At 62.7% G+C, this 15697-nt stretch carries 16 protein-coding genes; 4 read left to right on the top strand and 12 right to left on the bottom strand.

The features are described from left to right. Window positions 1-72: 72 nt before the first annotated feature. The 6 genes from AC3A6F_RS19440 to AC3A6F_RS19415 all read right to left on the bottom strand — a co-directional run bounded on the left by AC3A6F_RS19440 (window position 73) and on the right by AC3A6F_RS19415 (window position 7615). Complete coding sequence (locus tag AC3A6F_RS19440) at window positions 73-1770, bottom strand: PEP-CTERM sorting domain-containing protein (protein WP_487683687.1); 1698 nt, start codon at window positions 1768-1770, stop codon at window positions 73-75. A gap of 84 nt (window positions 1771-1854) precedes the next feature. Beyond that, the gene (locus tag AC3A6F_RS19435) at window positions 1855-2049 is read right to left on the bottom strand and encodes a hypothetical protein (RefSeq protein WP_487683684.1); all 195 of its coding nucleotides are present in this window, start codon (window positions 2047-2049) and stop codon (window positions 1855-1857) included. A 134-nt stretch (window positions 2050-2183) separates the two neighbouring features. Next, the gene (locus AC3A6F_RS19430) at window positions 2184-2618 is read right to left on the bottom strand and encodes an FKBP-type peptidyl-prolyl cis-trans isomerase (RefSeq protein ID WP_487683681.1); all 435 of its coding nucleotides are present in this window, start codon (window positions 2616-2618) and stop codon (window positions 2184-2186) included. A gap of 143 nt (window positions 2619-2761) precedes the next feature. Then, window positions 2762-4249 (bottom strand): asparagine synthetase B family protein, encoded by a 1488-nt coding sequence (locus AC3A6F_RS19425; protein ID WP_487683678.1) that lies wholly within the window; start codon window positions 4247-4249, stop codon window positions 2762-2764. 101 nt (window positions 4250-4350) lie between these two features. After that, window positions 4351-5286 (bottom strand): glycosyltransferase, encoded by a 936-nt coding sequence (locus AC3A6F_RS19420; protein ID WP_487684178.1) that lies wholly within the window; start codon window positions 5284-5286, stop codon window positions 4351-4353. Window positions 5287-5737: 451 nt separating this feature from the next. Further along, window positions 5738-7615, bottom strand: a complete 1878-nt coding sequence (locus AC3A6F_RS19415) for a potassium transporter Kup (RefSeq protein ID WP_487683675.1) — start codon at window positions 7613-7615, stop codon at window positions 5738-5740. A 167-nt stretch (window positions 7616-7782) separates the two neighbouring features. On the opposite strand from AC3A6F_RS19415, the gene rarD reads away from it, so the two are divergent. From rarD to AC3A6F_RS19400, 3 genes are all read left to right on the top strand, one after another. After that, window positions 7783-8664, top strand: a complete 882-nt coding sequence (gene rarD, locus AC3A6F_RS19410) for an EamA family transporter RarD (protein ID WP_487683672.1) — start codon at window positions 7783-7785, stop codon at window positions 8662-8664. Window positions 8665-8769: 105 nt separating this feature from the next. Then, entirely contained in the window at window positions 8770-10437 is a 1668-nt protein-coding gene (ettA, locus tag AC3A6F_RS19405; RefSeq protein ID WP_487683670.1) for an energy-dependent translational throttle protein EttA, read from the top strand. 176 nt (window positions 10438-10613) lie between these two features. Continuing rightward, a complete protein-coding gene (locus tag AC3A6F_RS19400; protein ID WP_487683667.1) occupies window positions 10614-11159 on the top strand; it encodes an REP-associated tyrosine transposase in 546 nt (181 codons plus the stop codon). A 194-nt stretch (window positions 11160-11353) separates the two neighbouring features. Here the strand turns inward: AC3A6F_RS19400 and AC3A6F_RS19395 are convergent, their stop codons facing one another. Beyond that, on the bottom strand, window positions 11354-11926 hold the full coding sequence (locus AC3A6F_RS19395; RefSeq protein WP_487683664.1) for a porin family protein: 573 nt from the start codon (window positions 11924-11926) through the stop codon (window positions 11354-11356). 176 nt (window positions 11927-12102) lie between these two features. After that, the gene (locus tag AC3A6F_RS19390; protein ID WP_487683661.1) at window positions 12103-12699 is read right to left on the bottom strand and encodes an alpha-ketoglutarate-dependent dioxygenase AlkB family protein; all 597 of its coding nucleotides are present in this window, start codon (window positions 12697-12699) and stop codon (window positions 12103-12105) included. A gap of 63 nt (window positions 12700-12762) precedes the next feature. Here AC3A6F_RS19390 and AC3A6F_RS19385 point away from each other — a divergent pair, with 63 nt between their 5' ends. Continuing rightward, a complete protein-coding gene (locus AC3A6F_RS19385) occupies window positions 12763-13353 on the top strand; it encodes a putative pterin-binding protein (RefSeq protein ID WP_487683658.1) in 591 nt (196 codons plus the stop codon). Window position 13354: 1 nt separating this feature from the next. Here AC3A6F_RS19385 and AC3A6F_RS19380 read toward each other — a convergent pair whose 3' ends face one another. The 4 genes from AC3A6F_RS19380 to AC3A6F_RS19365 all read right to left on the bottom strand — a co-directional run bounded on the left by AC3A6F_RS19380 (window position 13355) and on the right by AC3A6F_RS19365 (window position 15650). Beyond that, window positions 13355-13717, bottom strand: coding sequence for a hypothetical protein (locus tag AC3A6F_RS19380; protein WP_320473108.1), 363 nt, complete (start codon window positions 13715-13717; stop codon window positions 13355-13357). A 120-nt stretch (window positions 13718-13837) separates the two neighbouring features. Continuing rightward, complete coding sequence (locus tag AC3A6F_RS19375) at window positions 13838-14215, bottom strand: MAPEG family protein (protein ID WP_123070890.1); 378 nt, start codon at window positions 14213-14215, stop codon at window positions 13838-13840. A gap of 24 nt (window positions 14216-14239) precedes the next feature. After that, complete coding sequence (locus tag AC3A6F_RS19370; RefSeq protein ID WP_487683654.1) at window positions 14240-15070, bottom strand: Rossmann-like and DUF2520 domain-containing protein; 831 nt, start codon at window positions 15068-15070, stop codon at window positions 14240-14242. 1 nt (window position 15071) lies between these two features. After that, a complete protein-coding gene (locus AC3A6F_RS19365) occupies window positions 15072-15650 on the bottom strand; it encodes a DUF924 family protein (protein WP_487683652.1) in 579 nt (192 codons plus the stop codon). Window positions 15651-15697 lie beyond the last annotated feature (47 nt).

Below are 15697 nucleotides of genomic sequence, written 5' to 3'. Positions count from 1 at the left end.
CTCCCCTCCAAAGATACACTACTGCCCGTCTGCCGCCGACGGCGCAGACGTGCCCGTTCACATGGCCGGTGGTCAGCAAGCGCACGACGGCGGATCGAGCCGCACGTACAGGCAATCTTCGTGATTGCAGGCCTGCGCCAGGATCTGGCGCGCATCGTTGATGTCGTAGGCGCTGCTGTTCTTGCCGCCCAGCGTGCCCAGGCTGCGCATGATCTGGTCGCGGTAGACGTAGGCGAGATAGTGCGGCACCGGGAAGGCGTCTCCCGTGACCGAGGCGGTGCCGGTCACGGCGCCGTGGCGGTTGATCGCGGTGGAGCCGCCCCAGGTGCCGCCGAACGTGGGAATGATGCGCGTGATGCCGTTGGCGACGACGAAGCCGCGGCCACGCTCGCCGACCCCGAAGGCGGCATTGCCGGACACGGCCCCGCTGTCGTTCAAGCCGCTCGCCGAGTTGAAGCCCACCAGCACCCCGCGCCCGGCATTGCGCAGGCCGGCCGGCGAGAACATGTGTGCGGCGTCGACGTAGACCCCGGCCAGGTGGCCGCGGCTGTTGATGGCATAGGCGGAGAACCCGGCCGGGATGAAAGTGACCCGGAACAGGCGGGGCTGGCCTTGCGCCGCGTCGGCCGGGGCTGCGGCCGCTGCCGGCAGCGCCGTCAGCGTTCCCATCAGGAGCGCCGGCGCCAGCCAGCGCCGGCGCCGGCGCGTATGCCAGACCAGCAACGCCAGCCCGGCCCCCAGCATCGCCCAGCTGCCCGGCTCGGGCACCGCCGTGACCAGGTCGAGCCGCACCGCACGGCAGTCGCCCAGCCCGTTGCAGGCCTGGGCCAGGATCTGGCCGGCATCGTTGACGTCGAGCGCGTTCACTAGCTGCCAGTCGCCGCGCTCGCCCACCAGCGCATTCAGGTCCAGCATGCCGTCGGCCCCATACAGGAAGGCGTGGTAGTCGAAGCCGCCCACGCTGCCGATGCCGGACAGGCCCACCACCACCCCGGCGTTGTTGAGCGCATTGGCGCGCCCGGACACGCCGCCCAGCGTGCCGAGATCGATCATGCGGTTCTCGTCGGGCGAAAACAGGAAGGGCCGCTCGTTGACATTGTCGTCGAGCCCGGACCAGCCGGCGACGAAGCCGGCGTCGTTGATGTCGTTCGCTTCGCTGAACCAGCCGCCCAACGAGCCGAGGTCGTGCTGGACGCCGTCGCGGTAGACCGAGGCGGTGCGGCGCGGATCGCCCCAGTCGTCGCCATCGCCGGCGCGGCTGGCGAAGCCCGCGATATGGCCGCTGGCATTGATCGCGTTGGCCACGCTGATCGTCCCGCCGAAGCTGCCCAGCCGGGTCACGGCGCCCGACTGATACAGGAAGGCATAGGTCTCGGAAAAGCCGACGGCGCCGAAGCCCGCCACCTGGCCGGCGTCGTTGATGGCGGTGGCCCAGGTGCCGTAGGCCGGCGGCATGTTGAAGATCGAGAAGGCGCCGCCGGCATACACGAAGGCGTCGCTGCCGACGCGGCCGACGATGGAACCGCCGTTATTGATTGCCAGGCCTTCGCTGCCGGGCAGCAGCGAGGCCAGGTAGGTGGCGCCGCCCGTCGACCACACCGCCATCCCGCTCTGCGCGGTGCCGACCACCCGCCCGGCGCCATCGAGACCGGCGGCGGTGAAATCCTGCGGCAGCCAGGTCATGCGGTACACCGGCTCCGCCATGGCCAGGCCCGGCAACACCAATATGGCCAGCAACAATTTATTTAAGAAATGTTTGCGCAGGGGCATGATCGATCCTTCCGGGGGCCGGTGAATCTCAACGATGTCGCAAACAAAGCGGCGCCGTTCTGCGCCAGCGCAGGCGCGCGCCGGTCACGAGGCGGCCAGGCGGCCGGCCCCGAGCAGCAGCACCGCGGCTGCCAGCAGCAGCCAGGCGGGCGGGTCGGCGGCGAGAAGGGGATCGACGACGACGCAGGCGGAGAAGGTCGGCGCCGGCGCGGGCGCGGCGGACGCGGCGCCGGGACAGATGGGCAGCAGGCGGACGGCAAACTGGAAAGAGGAACGCATGATCGGCTCGGCACGAAAAGCCCCGAGCATCGCCCGCCACCGCCCCGCGGGCCGTGCGCCAGGTCAGCCGAGCGCGCAAAAAAAGACCGGGGCAATGCCCCGGTCCGGTACCTCATTGGTCAAGCCCGATTGGCTTACTCGACCTTGGTCAGGGCGATTTCATACACCAGGCCCGAGTTCGGCGGAACCGGGCCGTTGCCGTTCGCGCCATACGCCTGGTTGGCCGGGATCAGGACGGTGCGCTTGCCGCCGACCTTCATGCCGATCACGCCCTGGTCGTAACCGGGGATGACGGTGCCGCTGCCGACGACGTAGGGGCGCAGATTGCCCGTCTCCAGACGCGTGCCCTTGAAGTCGGCGGCCTTGTCGTTGTACAGCCACAGCGTGTACTGGGTGGTCACCGTCTTGCCGGTCACCGCCTCGGCGCCGGTGCCCACCGTGTTGTCGGTCTTGGTCAGCGCCGCTGGGCTGCTCACGACCGGGCCGGATGGACCATCGCTGCCGCCGCCGCAGGCGGTCAGGGCGAGCATGGCGGCAAAGGCTGCGATCAGGGGGAACTTCAGTTTCATGGGGTGTCCTCGACTGGGAAAGGCAAATAAGGTTTATGTAACGCAACCTCGTACCTTATCGAATCAGTCCCATGAAACTGTCTGGAATTTGTCTGATAATTGTCGCGCCGGCATCTGCAATGGACATGCGCATTCCGCGGCGCTCAGCGACGCGATGCGATATCGAGCTGGTCGAGATAAAGTGCTAACGGACTGTACCAGTGCGTAGACGCGCTGAATGTTGAACTGAACAGGGTCCGCACAGCGCGCGGAAGGGCAAAGCGCTTGTTGATCAGTCGTGATGAGGGGCGAAGCAGCAGGCGCTTGGCTACCTGTTTGCCAAATTCTGCATGAAGCAGCATGAAGTCTGGCGAATCGGCTCGCTTTCCCTTGTCTTCATATGGAAGACCTGCATGTGCGGGATATGCGCGGCTTATTGCATCTGTATGGAAGGTATGATCGATCAGCATTTCTACAGGCAGTCCGGTAAGGAAGTCGTAGAGATCATGGTCCAGGAATGGAGCATACACCGTTGGTACATCTCCCAACAGGCCATATGGCACCAAGGCGATCTCGCGTCGTGTTCGGTTCCAGAAAAAGAACGATCCGACCGGATTTGGACTATCCAGATGCGTCTTTATTTCTTTCTCCAGATGGCTGATAGCAAGTTCCAGGCTTGTGCTCCGGTATAACTGCGGCGCGAGAAGATGGCTGAGTTTCCTCTCGGCTTTGCTAAGGAGCTGTGTTGCAATCTCCTTGGGAGAAGCGGTCTGGAATAATCGCAGGCGTTCCTCTGTCAGAAAAACGCTTTGAGAAAGAACATCTCCTGCAATACCGTCATAAACAATACGATCCCGCTTGCGAATATTGGATACTGTCTCGAGATACCAGGAGTGTTCATCGGTGCAATAACTAGTCAACGGATTTTTCGCCGCTTCCGCTTTGTAAAATGAGCCGGATTGCGCAATGATGTCATGCTTCAAGCCGAATTCTTGCGTAAGCATGGTAGCGATGCGCGCATCTTCGTTTCCCCGTGGTGGAAAGTGGAGTGCAGTAATGCAGCGACCAGGCTTATGCCCCTGGCGGAGCAGTTCAAACAAGATATGTCGTGAATCGCGCCCTCCGCTCAATGGCACTACGAAATTCGCATCGGAGGGAGCCCGCCGGGTCATCGAACAGCGGAAAAGTTCGTTATAAGTGTCGAGCGCAGATGTGCGAGATTCGCCACGACTGGGGGCGCCACGAGCCCTGGTCGCGCGTTCAAGACGTAATTCACCATCCCAACTCAGTGTTGCCGCTGGCGGCAGTGCGCGGATGTGGCGGAAAGGTGTATCCTCACCGATAAAAAAACCGAGCCTGAAAAATACAGACAGCGCCGTTTCATCCAGTTCGGGACTGGCACCGGCATTGAGAAGCTGATCGATGGACGAGGATATCGCGAATTCCCCGTCGCGTGAGTAATAAAAAACCGGGAACATCCCGTAGCGGTCGTTGCGCGCAGTTAAGCACTTCCCATCCCAATTCCATTCGACGTAAATGCCATCGGGATTACCTGATTCTCGCGCGATCTGGTGTCCAAGAGCACAATGCGCTTTTCCCCGAGCATCAAACCCTTCAGTCAGCCGTTTGACGTGGAAAAATGATTCGTTCATTCCAATATCCAATTCATGAAAAGATTGCTGCGCAAGTTCTATATCACAATCCGTTCAACGATCCAGTCTTGCGATGCCTGGTTGAGCCCGCTAAGGCAAGCTCATTGTTTCCGCGATGCTGCGTTTTTCAGATCATGTGCCTGATGCAAGAATCCGCGCGTGTGATGGTAGTGGAAGCGCGCCTTGAACTTGCCTTCACTATCGCCACGCAAGGTTGCCAAGGCGATTTGCAACGCATGACGCATTTTTTTCGTATATAGCCAGCGGGGTACGCCAAACAATGTGGGGAAATGCGTCAGATCGCCGGTTTCCAGGCATGTACCGCGTCCTCCGCGGAAAGCGCGACCCAGGCAAAAATCCTCGGTCAACTGATGTGGACGAATAAAGTGGTTGACTCGCGCATTGTTGCAGAACCAGGCCTTATGGCCTGCGGCCACGACACGTTTATTGAATTCCGTCTCGCTACCCATAATATAGTTACCGCGGTTTGGTCCTACATTCGGGTTGAAGCGGTGTCCGGCTTCGAACACTTTGCGACGCACCGCCATATTCGGCCCCCATATGGCGCCAGGCTGAATCGGGCCGTCGCTGAAGTTGGTGATCGCGAACGCTAGCCCAAGTGGAACGTGACGCAGCACCCAGTCGGGAGGTGGCGCGCCCCAATCGGGCAATATTGCACCGCCAAACAAGTCATAGTCGGCGTTTTCCAGCATACAAGCCTGCATCGCAACAAGCCATTCGCGCTCAGGCGTGGCGTCATCGTCTGTCATCACGAACAACTCGGCGGCCGGCCGCCGTTGGAGCGCCAGCTCAACACCTCGGTTGAGCGCGGCGTTCTTGCCGCTTCGCTCCTGATGAACATATTCGATCGGCAATACTTTTGCGTAAGATTCGACGATCGAACGGGTCTCGTCATCGCTCCCGTCATCCACCACGATGGCCGACCACCCACCTGCAGGTTGTGCGAGGTTCGCATATCCTTCCAACACTTTTGGCAACGTCTTGGCCCCGTTACACGTCGCCATAATAATGATCATGGACAAGATTTATCTCCTATAGTCACCTGAATCTCCGTGAGTGTGTGGCCTGACCTGATAACTGTCAGCCGCAAGGGTAGTGAGAAAGGGCGGTTTCGGCTTCAGGTCTGGAATGCGGCAAGTGTCGTCGGACCGGGTAGCGGGAATCGCCGTACTTACCCGCTACCCGTGGAACCTGGATGGCGCCTCATGCAGATACGATTCTGCTTCACTCTCACGAAATTGATGCGTCAGGCATTTGCAGTTTTGCATGACCATACCCAAAGGCCCACCTGATCATCGGTAAAAAATTGTCAACAATCTTAGCATTTTTCTGCCGTGTGATCTTTCCGGGAGAAAATCATGTTACCTAACCATTGGTCTGCCCGACACCGAGCGTCGCGGACCCTGTGATCGCGGTGCAGGACCGCCATCGCCACGCATGCGGACCGCCGGCAGGCTGGCGCTCTACTCAGATCTCGATCTGCGTGCCCAGCTCGATCACCCGGTTGCTGCGGATCTGGTAATAGTCGGCCGCGCTGCGCGCATTGCGCGACAGCGCCACGTACAGGTGCTCGCGCCATGGCGCCATGCCGCCGCCCGGGCCCGATATCACGGTCTGGCGCGCGATGAAGAACGAGGTTTCCATCATCTCGAACGAGAGGCCGAGCGCGCCGCAGCGGTCGAGGATGTCCGGGATATCGGCCTCGTCCTTGAAGCCATAGTGGATGTTGAGCTGGTAGCAGTTGTGGCCCAGGTCGACGATGTCGATCTGCTCCTCGAACGGTACCCACGGCTCCTCGCGCATGTGCACGGTCAGGAACACCACCCGCTCGTGCAGCACCTTGTTGTGCGACAGGTTGTGCAACATCGCGTGCGGCACGCCGTCGCTCTCGCCGCGCAGGAAGATGGCGGTGCCCGGCACCCGCGTCGGCGGCGCCACGAACAGCGATTCCATGAAGGCTTCCAGCGGAATCGCATGCTTCTGCAGGTTCTCGAACACCAGCCCTCGGCCGCGCTTCCAGGTCAGCATCAGGGTCAGCAGCACGCCGCCCATCAGCAGCGGGAACCAGCCGCCGTGGAAGATCTTGGTGGTGGTGGCCGCGAACAACATGAGATCGATCGCCAGGAAGAAGCCGGTCGCAGCCAGGCAGACCCACAGCGGCAGGCGCCAGCGGTAGCGGGTCACGAAGAAGGTGAGCACGGTGGTCATCATCATGGTCGCCGTGACCGCGATGCCGTAGGCGCCGGCCAGCTCGTCCGACGAGCCGAAGCCGACCACGGCGATCAGCACCACCGCCAGCTGCAGCCAGTTGACGGCCGGGATATAGATTTGCCCGATCTCGCTTTCCGAGGTGTGCAGGATGCGCATGCGCGGCAGCAGGCCGAGCGCGATCGCCTGCTTGGTCATCGAATACGTGCCGCTGATCGTGGCCTGCGAGGCGATCACCGCCGCCATGGTCGACAGGATCACCAGCGGGATCACGCTCCAGCTGCCGAGCTGGTGGTAGAACGGGTTTTCCACCGCACCGGGATCGGCGATCAGGAGGCCCCCCTGGCCCAGGTAGTTCAGGGTCAGCGCCGGATAGGCGATCAGGAACCAGGCCATGCGGATCGGCTTGGCCCCGAAGTGCCCCATGTCGGCATACAGCGCCTCGGCGCCGGTGATCGCCAGCACCACCGCGCCCAGCGCGATAAAGGCCAGCAATTTATTGTCCAGCATGAAGTGGGCCGCATGCCAGGGATTGAGCGCGTTCAGGATTTCCGGCGACTGGACGATGTTGACGATGCCCATCGCGGCCAGGGCCAGGAACCAGACCAGCATCACGGGGCCGAAGAAGCGGCCGATGCCGGCCGTGCCGTGGCGCTGCACGCTGTACAGGGCCACCAGCACCACCACCGCCAGCGGCACCACGTAGTGCGACATGCCGGGCGCCGCGACCTCGAGACCCTCGATCGCGCCGAGCACCGAGATCGCCGGCGTGATCACGCTGTCGCCATAGAACATGGTGGCGCCGATGACGCCGATGGCCAGCAGCGGGAAGCTCCAGCGCGAGTTGCGCGCCACCGAGTTGGTCGCCAGCGCCATGAGGGCCATGATGCCGCCCTCGCCGCGGTTGTGCGCCCGCAGCACCAGGGTCACGTACTTGAGCGAGACGATGACGGTCAGGGCCCAGAAGATCAGGGAGATGACGCCGAGGATGTTGGGAGTGTTCAGGGGCAGGCCGTGGGTGTCGTCGAACACCGCGCGCAGCGTGTAGAGGGGGCTGGTGCCGATATCGCCGTAGACGATGCCGACCGCGGCCAGGGTGAGCGCCGCCAGGCTGCTTTTCTTGCTATCTGATGTCAAGATTACACCATCGCTTTTGTAGTGGTGCGGCGCACCATAAAATAGTGGCTGAAAAAAAGCAAGAATATTTCGTGGTGCATCATACACCCGTGCAAAAAGAGGCACGCTTCAGCAGCCGTGTACATATTCAGGGATAATGTCATCCCTGCAATCCAGCCCCCATTCCCATGCGTTCCGGCATCATTTACGCGGCCCTGGCCTTCCTCTGCTGGGGCCTGTTCCCCATTTATTTCCACGCGCTCGATGGTGTGCCGCCGCTGCAGATCCTGGCGCACCGCATGCTGTGGTCGCTCGGTTTCCTGCTGATCATCCTGCTGTTGCGGCGCCAGTGGAAATGGCTGAACGTGGTGCGCCAGCCGCGGGTATTCTTCAGCTTCGTGCTGTCGGCCGTGCTGCTCAGCGCCAACTGGCTGGTGTATATCTGGTCGGTCACCAACCACCACGTGATCGAAGCCAGCCTCGGCTATTTCATCAACCCGCTGGTCAATATCATGCTGGGCTACCTGATCCTGAAGGAACGCTTGCGCACCATCCAGTGGGTGGCGATCGCGATCGCCGCGCTGGGCGTGGCCTGGCTGACCTGGCAAACCGGCACGGTGCCCTGGATCGCCCTGTTCCTGGCGTTCTCCTTCGGCAGCTACGGCCTGCTGCGCAAGACGGCGGCGCTCGGCGCGCTCGAGGGGCTGTCGTTCGAGACCATCGTGCTGTTCCCGCTGGCGGCGGCCTACGTCATCTGGCTGACGGTGCAGGGCCAGAACGTATTCATCAATACCGACTCCGACACCATCCGCGTGCTGCTGGTGATGGCCGGCCCGCTGACCGCGATCCCGCTGCTGCTGTTCGCCAGCGGCGCGCGCAAGATCCCGCTGTCGATCCTGGGGCTGCTGCAATACCTGTCGCCGACCCTGCAATTCCTGCTCGGCGTGTGGCTGTTCAAGGAAGCGTTTACCGCCGACCGCCTGGTCGGCTTCGTGCTGATCTGGAGCGCGCTGATCCTGTTCGCCGGCGAAGGCCTGCTGCGCCGGCAGCCTGCGCCAGCCAAAACCTGATCGCGCAGTACCCACATGGGATTTCCAGGCATCGGCCAAGAAATCCTGTGTCGGGCGCGGGTTCTGTCGTATCCTGTGCACCTTAAACAACACCAGAGTCAAAGCATGGCCAATTACGTCTATACGATGAACCGCGTGGGCAAAATCGTCCCGCCGAAACGTCAAATTCTCAAGGACATCTCGCTGTCCTTCTTCCCGGGCGCCAAGATCGGCGTGCTGGGCCTGAACGGCTCGGGCAAGTCGACCCTGTTGAAAATCATGGCCGGCATCGACACCGACATCCAGGGCGAAGCACGCCCGATGCCGGGCCTGAACATCGGCTACCTGCCGCAAGAGCCGCAGCTCGACCCGGAAAAAACCGTGCGCCAGGAAGTCGAATCCGGCCTGGGCGAAGCCTTCGAGGCGCAAGCCAAACTCGAAGCCGTGTACGCCGCCTATGCCGAAGAAGATGCCGATTTCGACGCGCTGGCCAAGGAACAGGAACGCCTGGAAGCGATCATCTCTGCCTCCGACGGCGGCAACCTGAACCTGCAGCTGGAAATGGCCGCCGACGCCCTGCGCCTGCCGCCATGGGACGCGAAAATCGGCGTACTGTCGGGCGGCGAGAAGCGCCGCGTGGCGCTGTGCAAGCTGCTGCTGTCGAAACCCGACATGCTGCTGCTCGACGAACCGACCAACCACCTGGACGCCGAATCGGTCGAGTGGCTCGAGCAATTCCTGCTGCGCTTCCCGGGCACCGTGGTCGGCATCACCCACGATCGCTACTTCCTCGACAACGCCGCCGAATGGATCCTCGAACTGGACCGCGGCCATGGCATCCCATGGAAGGGCAACTATTCGTCGTGGCTGGACCAGAAGCAGGCCCGCCTGAAGCAAGAGGAATCGACCGAATCGGCGCGCCAGAAAGCGCTGCAGAAAGAACTCGAGTGGTCGCGCCAGAATCCGAAGGCGCGCCAGGCCAAGTCGAAAGCCCGTCTGGCCCGCTTCAACGAACTGTCCGAATTCGAATACCAGAAGCGCAACGAGACGCAAGAGATCTTCATTCCCGTGGCCGAGCGCCTGGGCAATGAAGTCATCGAATTCAAGAACGTCTCGAAAGCCTTCGGCGACCGCCTGCTGATCGACAACCTGTCGTTCACCGTGCCGCCAGGCGCCATCGTCGGCATCATCGGTCCCAACGGCGCCGGTAAATCGACCCTGTTCAAGATGATCGCCGGCAAAGAACAGCCGGACAGCGGCGAAGTCGCGATTGGCAAGACCGCCCAGGTCTCACTGGTCGACCAGCACCGCGACGAGCTGGCCAACAGCAAGACCGTGTTCGAAGACGTCTCGGGCGGCGCCGACATGCTCAGCGTCGGTCGCTTCGAAATGCCGTCGCGCGCCTACCTGGGCCGCTTCAACTTCAAGGGTTCCGACCAGCAAAAAGTCGTGGGCAACCTGTCGGGCGGTGAACGCGGCCGTCTGCACCTGGCCAAGACCCTGCTGCAAGGCGGCAACGTCCTGCTGCTGGATGAACCGTCGAATGACCTGGACGTCGAAACCCTGCGCGCGCTGGAAGACGCACTGCTCGAGTTCGCCGGCAGCGTGATGGTGATCTCCCACGATCGCTGGTTCCTGGACCGCATCGCGACCCACATCCTGGCCTTCGAAGGCGACTCGCAAGTCACCTTCTTCGATGGCAACTATCAGGAATACGAAGCTGACAAGAAGAAACGCCTGGGCGAAGAAGGCGCCAAGCCGAAGCGTATCCGCTACAAGCCGCTGACCACCTGATCGGTAGACAGAAAGCAAGCGCTTGTTTCGTAAGGGAAAGCCTGCCATTTGGCAGGCTTTTTTACTAGCGGAAATGGAACGGGGTCAGAATGCAAAATATGTAAAACTGTTTGCGATCAGGACTACCGGAAGCTCGTCGACCGCAGCCGCTTCGTGCGCGCGGCGCTGGCCAGACCATGCTCGAATGCCATCATAGTTACCGCAATAACCGGGTCCCCGGCGGGACCTTCTTTTTCACGGTGCGCCTGCTCGACCGCGGCAGTCACCTGTTGACCGAACATATCTCCGCATTCGGCGAAGCCATGCGGCTGGCGCGTGCGCGCCGTCCTTTCCACGTCGACGCCTGGGCAGTCCTGCCCGATCATGCGCATGCGATCTGGACCCTGCCACCGGGCGACCACGACTGTTCCAGCCGCTGGCGCACCGTCAAGATTGCGTTTTCGAAGGCACTGCGCAAGACCGGCCAGTCCGGGGTGGACGATGGCGCGCTCTGGGAACGCCACTACCGCCACTACCGGGTCGGCCTGGACGACGATTATGCGGCCCTGGTCGACTACGTCCACACTGATGCCGTGCGCCATGGCCATTGCCGCGAGCCACGCGACTGGCCGTGGTCGTCGCTGCACCGTTTCATCTCGGCCGGACATGCGGCGCCCGAACCGGCGATCATCGTGCCGCCCTGGGTGCAGCGGCCGCAGGGCCTGGCGCTGGCCCGGCTGTGACTAGCCCGATCCACCCGCATTACTCGTAAACGCAAAAACGTCGTCCCCGCGAAGGCGGGGACCCAAGTAGCCGGCGTTTCGATAGCGCAGGCAGCACTTGGGTCCCCGCCTGCGCGGGGAGTCGGTGTCGCCAGTGGCGGCGACGACGTGTTCAGGGCGCTAGCTGACCGCCGCGCCCTCTTGATTCGTTCGGCTTAGAACGAGTACTTCGCGCCGATGGTCAGTGCGTTCGGGCGCACGCCGAAGTCGCGGCTGCCGCCGAAGCGTTCGTATTCGGCGATCACTGCCACGTCCTGGTTGATGTTGTACTGCACACCCAGGGCGCCGTAGGCGTTGTTGTCGCTGTCGCGACGGTTCAGCGACGCGTTGACAGCTGCCAGTTCGTTCACGTCATGCGACACGCCCAGCTTGGCGTAGCCGACCAGCTTTTCGGTCAGCGGCGAGCTGAACTTGGCGGCGACGTAGGTCGAACGGCCATCGACCTGACCGCTGGCAGCTACTGGGCCCAGGGTGTAGTAGATGTCGGCGCTGCGGTAGTCGGTGTGGCCGACTTCGACTGCCCAGTTCGGGGTGAATTCGTAGCCGCCGAACAGCTTGGCCGATGCCTTGATGGTATCGATGTCGGCGGTGGTTGCACCTGGGACGCGCTTTTCATAATCGGTAGCCACCACACCGGCGCCAACATAGGCGCGTGGGGTGAATTCTTGTGCCTGGACAGCCGAGACAGCGGCGGTGGTAGCGAGCAGTGCAACGATCAGCTTTTTCATCTCAATTCCTCTTCTTGTTCATCTGGCTCGTGATTCCCAACGAATCGCGATGTGATCAAGATAGCACTGGCGACAGAGCAAGTCCGTGCCGATTCCGTAAGAACTGTAAGAAAGTGTAACTTAATGACCGGCCGGTTATTAATATTTCCGCGTGGATCAATGGGGTTGCAAGCAGTTTAGACGATTTTCCTGAAAGTTAGGTTGACCCGCACTTGTAACGTCCGTGTCATCTTATTGATGCCATGCAACCAATATTTCTGGGTTTCACCGCGCATCAGCAACAGGCTGCCGTCCGTCAATTCCAGCCGGACCGTCTTTTTGTTGTATTTATGCTTCAGGATGAAGGTGCGGGCCGCGCCAAGGCTGAGCGAAGCGATGGCAGGTTGCGGTCCCAGTTCCGGCTCGTCGTCGCTATGCATGCCCATGCTGTCGCGCTCATTACGGTAGAGATTCAGCAGCACACTGTTGAAGCTGTGGCCGCTCGCCGCTTCGACCGCCTTGCGCAGGGTGTCGAGCAGGGGCGTGAACGGCGCCGGCTGCAGGCGCAGGCCGGAATAGGTATACGCCGCATCGCCATACCAGGCACTCAGGCGCGGCTGCAGGTGGCGCTTGCCGTATACCACCACCGTTTCTTCGCGCCAGTTAGTCTCATGCAACAGGCGGGCCATGACCTCGGCATTGGTCCCGGGCAGTGGGAGCTGGGGCATCCAGGCGAGCTCGCCGTCTTCGAGGGGGATCGGACTCAGTACGGAGTCGTCGGCAAATAAGTCCATGGTCAAACCATACGCAAAATTGACGGCTATGATGGTGAACTTTCCACCACACCGCATTCTCGCATGGACAAACGCCATTTCCTCGGCGCCGCCGCGCTGGCCGGTGCAGCGCCGGCCTTCGCCAGCCGCAGCACAGGCACGGTCCCGGGTCCGGCCGCGGGGCCGACACTGCTGACCATCACCGGCGCCATCACGCGCAGCAACCGCGGCGCCCTCGATCCGGCGCTCGACCAGATGATGGCCAAGCAAAAGCTGGCGTTCGACCGCGCCTATGCCCTCGATTTCGCAGCCCTGGCCGCCCTGCCGGCGCGCACCATCCGTCCGACCCTGGAATACGACGGCAAACCGCACACCTTGCGCGGACCGCTGCTGGCCGATGTGCTGGCCCAGGCCGGCGCGAAGCCGCGCGATGCCGCCAAGGTGCTGATGCGGGCGGTCGACGGCTATGCTGCAGTACTGGAAATGCGACAGTTGCGAGCGTGGAATTTCATCGTCGCCACCCATCTGGATGGCAAGGCTATGCCGCTGGGTGGATTGGGGCCGCTATGGGCCGTGTACGACGCCGACCGGGTGCCGGAAATGGCGGCGCTCCCGGTGGCGCAACGTTTCGGCGCCTGCCCCTGGGCCCTGTATCACCTGGAAGTGATGGCCTAGATCAGGCGTAGGCTTCCGCCAGGCTCATCACGCGCGGCGCCACCTTGATGCCGACGTTGCCGAACAGGGCGTCGATGGCGGCCAGGTTGACGCTGCATTCGTCCGCCTTCCAGCCCTTGAACATATCGGTGCCGTCCTTCTGGAAATGCAGGTCGAGCACCTTGCCCTTGTCGCGGTGCACATAGTTTTGCTGGTGGACGTTCTGGAAACCCAGTTCGGCCAGGCCGGCAAGCACGGTGTGCGGCGGATTTTCGGGGTCGGTGGCCAGGAAGACGCCAAAAGTCTTGCCTGGCGGCTTGGCTGCGACGTCGACCTCATAGATCCCTGGCGCCTTGGTTACACTCGTGCTCTTCAGAAACAACATATTGTTCTCCTGGCGCGCCAGTGACCATCAGGACAGGACGCGCAATGCTAATTAGTAGTCAGTCCTCAAGCATATTTTCATAAGGGAACTTTGTCGATCTTTGTATTCGCTTTTTTCGCTTTAACGCATTAATAAGCCGAAAACTGTGGCGCCGATTAACGCGGCACAAGCCAGCATGCCCAAAATAAAGCCAGCTTCGCGCTTCGCCGGGTCGCGGTAATAGCCGACCGCATACAGGATGCGGCCCAGGCACCACAGCAGGCCGCCAGCGGCCGCCCACAGGTCACCCAGGAAGGTGGCGCACAGCCACAACGGCACCAGCACCAGCGGCAGCATCTCCAGGGTGTTCATCTGGACACGGTGGGCGCGCTGGAAAGCCTCGGGACCATCCATCGATGGCGCCGGCACCTTGTAGCGCACGCGGGCATAGCCGGCGACGCCCCAGGTCCAGAAATACACACCGAGGACGGCCAGGGTGGCCCAGGCAGTGAAGAACATCGTGCTTTCCTTATTGTCTTGAAATCATGAAGCGGCGTGCTTGCGCCGCGCCAGGTCGGCCGTCAGCGGCACCAGCGCCTCGTACAGCCTGCCGGTCGCCTCGTCCCAGTCGAGCAAGGCCTGCTGCTGGCGCGCCACGGTCGCGTGGTCGCCGCGCGCCACCGGCCCGCTCAGGGCCGCCGCCGGGCCGAGGCGGAACACGTTCGCCATGGTCTCGCTGGCAAGCGGCCGCGCCAGTTCGCGCGCGATCGCCTCCGGCACCCCGGCCGCCTGGTAGGCGCGCAGGGCGGCGTCGAGCACCGTGGTCAGGTAATTCGACGCGAACACCGCCGCCGCATGGTAGACCGTCTTGGCCGCGGCATCGATGGTCACGAGGCGGGCGCCGATCGCCTCGAACGCCGGCGCCAGCCGCGCCAGCGCTTCTGCCTCGCCCTCGATGCCGCAGAAGGTGCCGGCGAAGTCGCGCGCCACGGCGTCGGGATCGGCGAAGCTGCGGATCGGATGCACGCTGGCGACCAGCGCGCCCTGGTCGGCCAGCGCCTGCAACTGGCTCGACGCCTTGGCGCCGCTGCAGTGGAACACGACCGCACCCTTGACGTCATGCGCCTCTGCCAATGCGGCAGCCGTGGGCGCGATCTGGTCGTCGTTCACGGCCAGCAGCCAGATGTCGGCCGCACGCAGTTCCTCAATGTCGGCGCAGGCGCGGCCGGCGTCGATGAAATCGACCGCCGCCCGGGCGCTGGCCGGCGAGCGGGTCAGCACGTCCTGCACCACGCAGACGCCGCTTGCCGACAGCAGGCGCCCCAGCACCTTGCCGACGTGGCCGGCGCCGACCAGGTTCAGGGTCAGCGCCACCTCAGAAACCCGAACCCGGCGTGGCCAGGTAATCGAGTTCTTCGGGCGTCGAGGCGCGGCCCAGGATCGGATTGCGGTGCGGGAAGCGGCCGAAGCGCGCGATCACGCCGCGGTGACGGTGCGCATAGTCGAGCTGCTCGTTGAAGCCTTCGTGGCTGGCGGTGAGTTCAGTGAACAGCTCGACCGATTGCTCCTGGGTGCGCGCGTCTTCCGCGTGCTCGAACGGCATGTAGACGAAGACCCGCTCGAGCGGCGACAAGTCCAGGTGCCCGCCAGACGCCACCAGCTGGCGCGCGGCGTTCAGCGCCAGGGCGTCGCCGGCGAAGGACTCCGGCGTGCCGCGGTAGGCATTGCGGGTGAACTGGTCGAGCACGAGGATGCGCGCCAACACGCCGCGCGGGCCTTGTTGGTCCCACTCGCGCAGGCCGCCGGCAATGGCGTGGTCGATCGCGGCGCCGAAGCGTTCGCGGACGGCGGCGTCGAAAGCGTCGTCCTTGCGGAACCATTCGGCGCGCTGCTTGCCATGGCCTGGATCGGAAGGTGGCAGGAACCAGAAATCGAGAACTTCTTGTGCGTCCATTGGAAAACCCCGTTTGGCGTTGTTATTGGTGTTGCGAGATTGAAAGC

It is taken from the genome of Massilia sp. Soil_C_3, from assembly GCF_057657035.1.
This window is presented reverse-complemented; position numbering and strand designations above follow the sequence as displayed.

Coding starts and splice junctions, on each gene's coding strand:
- AC3A6F_RS19425 (WP_487683678.1), bottom strand. CDS start 4,249: ATGAACGAATCATTTTTCCACGTCAAACGGCTGACTGAAGGGTTTGAT.
- AC3A6F_RS19365 (WP_487683652.1), bottom strand. CDS start 15,650: ATGGACGCACAAGAAGTTCTCGATTTCTGGTTCCTGCCACCTTCCGAT.
- ettA (WP_487683670.1), top strand. CDS start 8,770: ATGGCCAATTACGTCTATACGATGAACCGCGTGGGCAAAATCGTCCCG.
- AC3A6F_RS19390 (WP_487683661.1), bottom strand. CDS start 12,699: ATGGACTTATTTGCCGACGACTCCGTACTGAGTCCGATCCCCCTCGAA.
- AC3A6F_RS19395 (WP_487683664.1), bottom strand. CDS start 11,926: ATGAAAAAGCTGATCGTTGCACTGCTCGCTACCACCGCCGCTGTCTCG.
- AC3A6F_RS19385 (WP_487683658.1), top strand. CDS start 12,763: ATGGACAAACGCCATTTCCTCGGCGCCGCCGCGCTGGCCGGTGCAGCG.
- AC3A6F_RS19435 (WP_487683684.1), bottom strand. CDS start 2,049: ATGCGTTCCTCTTTCCAGTTTGCCGTCCGCCTGCTGCCCATCTGTCCC.
- rarD (WP_487683672.1), top strand. CDS start 7,783: ATGCGTTCCGGCATCATTTACGCGGCCCTGGCCTTCCTCTGCTGGGGC.
- AC3A6F_RS19430 (WP_487683681.1), bottom strand. CDS start 2,618: ATGAAACTGAAGTTCCCCCTGATCGCAGCCTTTGCCGCCATGCTCGCC.
- AC3A6F_RS19440 (WP_487683687.1), bottom strand. CDS start 1,770: ATGCCCCTGCGCAAACATTTCTTAAATAAATTGTTGCTGGCCATATTG.
- AC3A6F_RS19380 (WP_320473108.1), bottom strand. CDS start 13,717: ATGTTGTTTCTGAAGAGCACGAGTGTAACCAAGGCGCCAGGGATCTAT.
- AC3A6F_RS19420 (WP_487684178.1), bottom strand. CDS start 5,286: ATGATCATTATTATGGCGACGTGTAACGGGGCCAAGACGTTGCCAAAA.
- AC3A6F_RS19375 (WP_123070890.1), bottom strand. CDS start 14,215: ATGTTCTTCACTGCCTGGGCCACCCTGGCCGTCCTCGGTGTGTATTTC.
- AC3A6F_RS19400 (WP_487683667.1), top strand. CDS start 10,614: ATGCTCGAATGCCATCATAGTTACCGCAATAACCGGGTCCCCGGCGGG.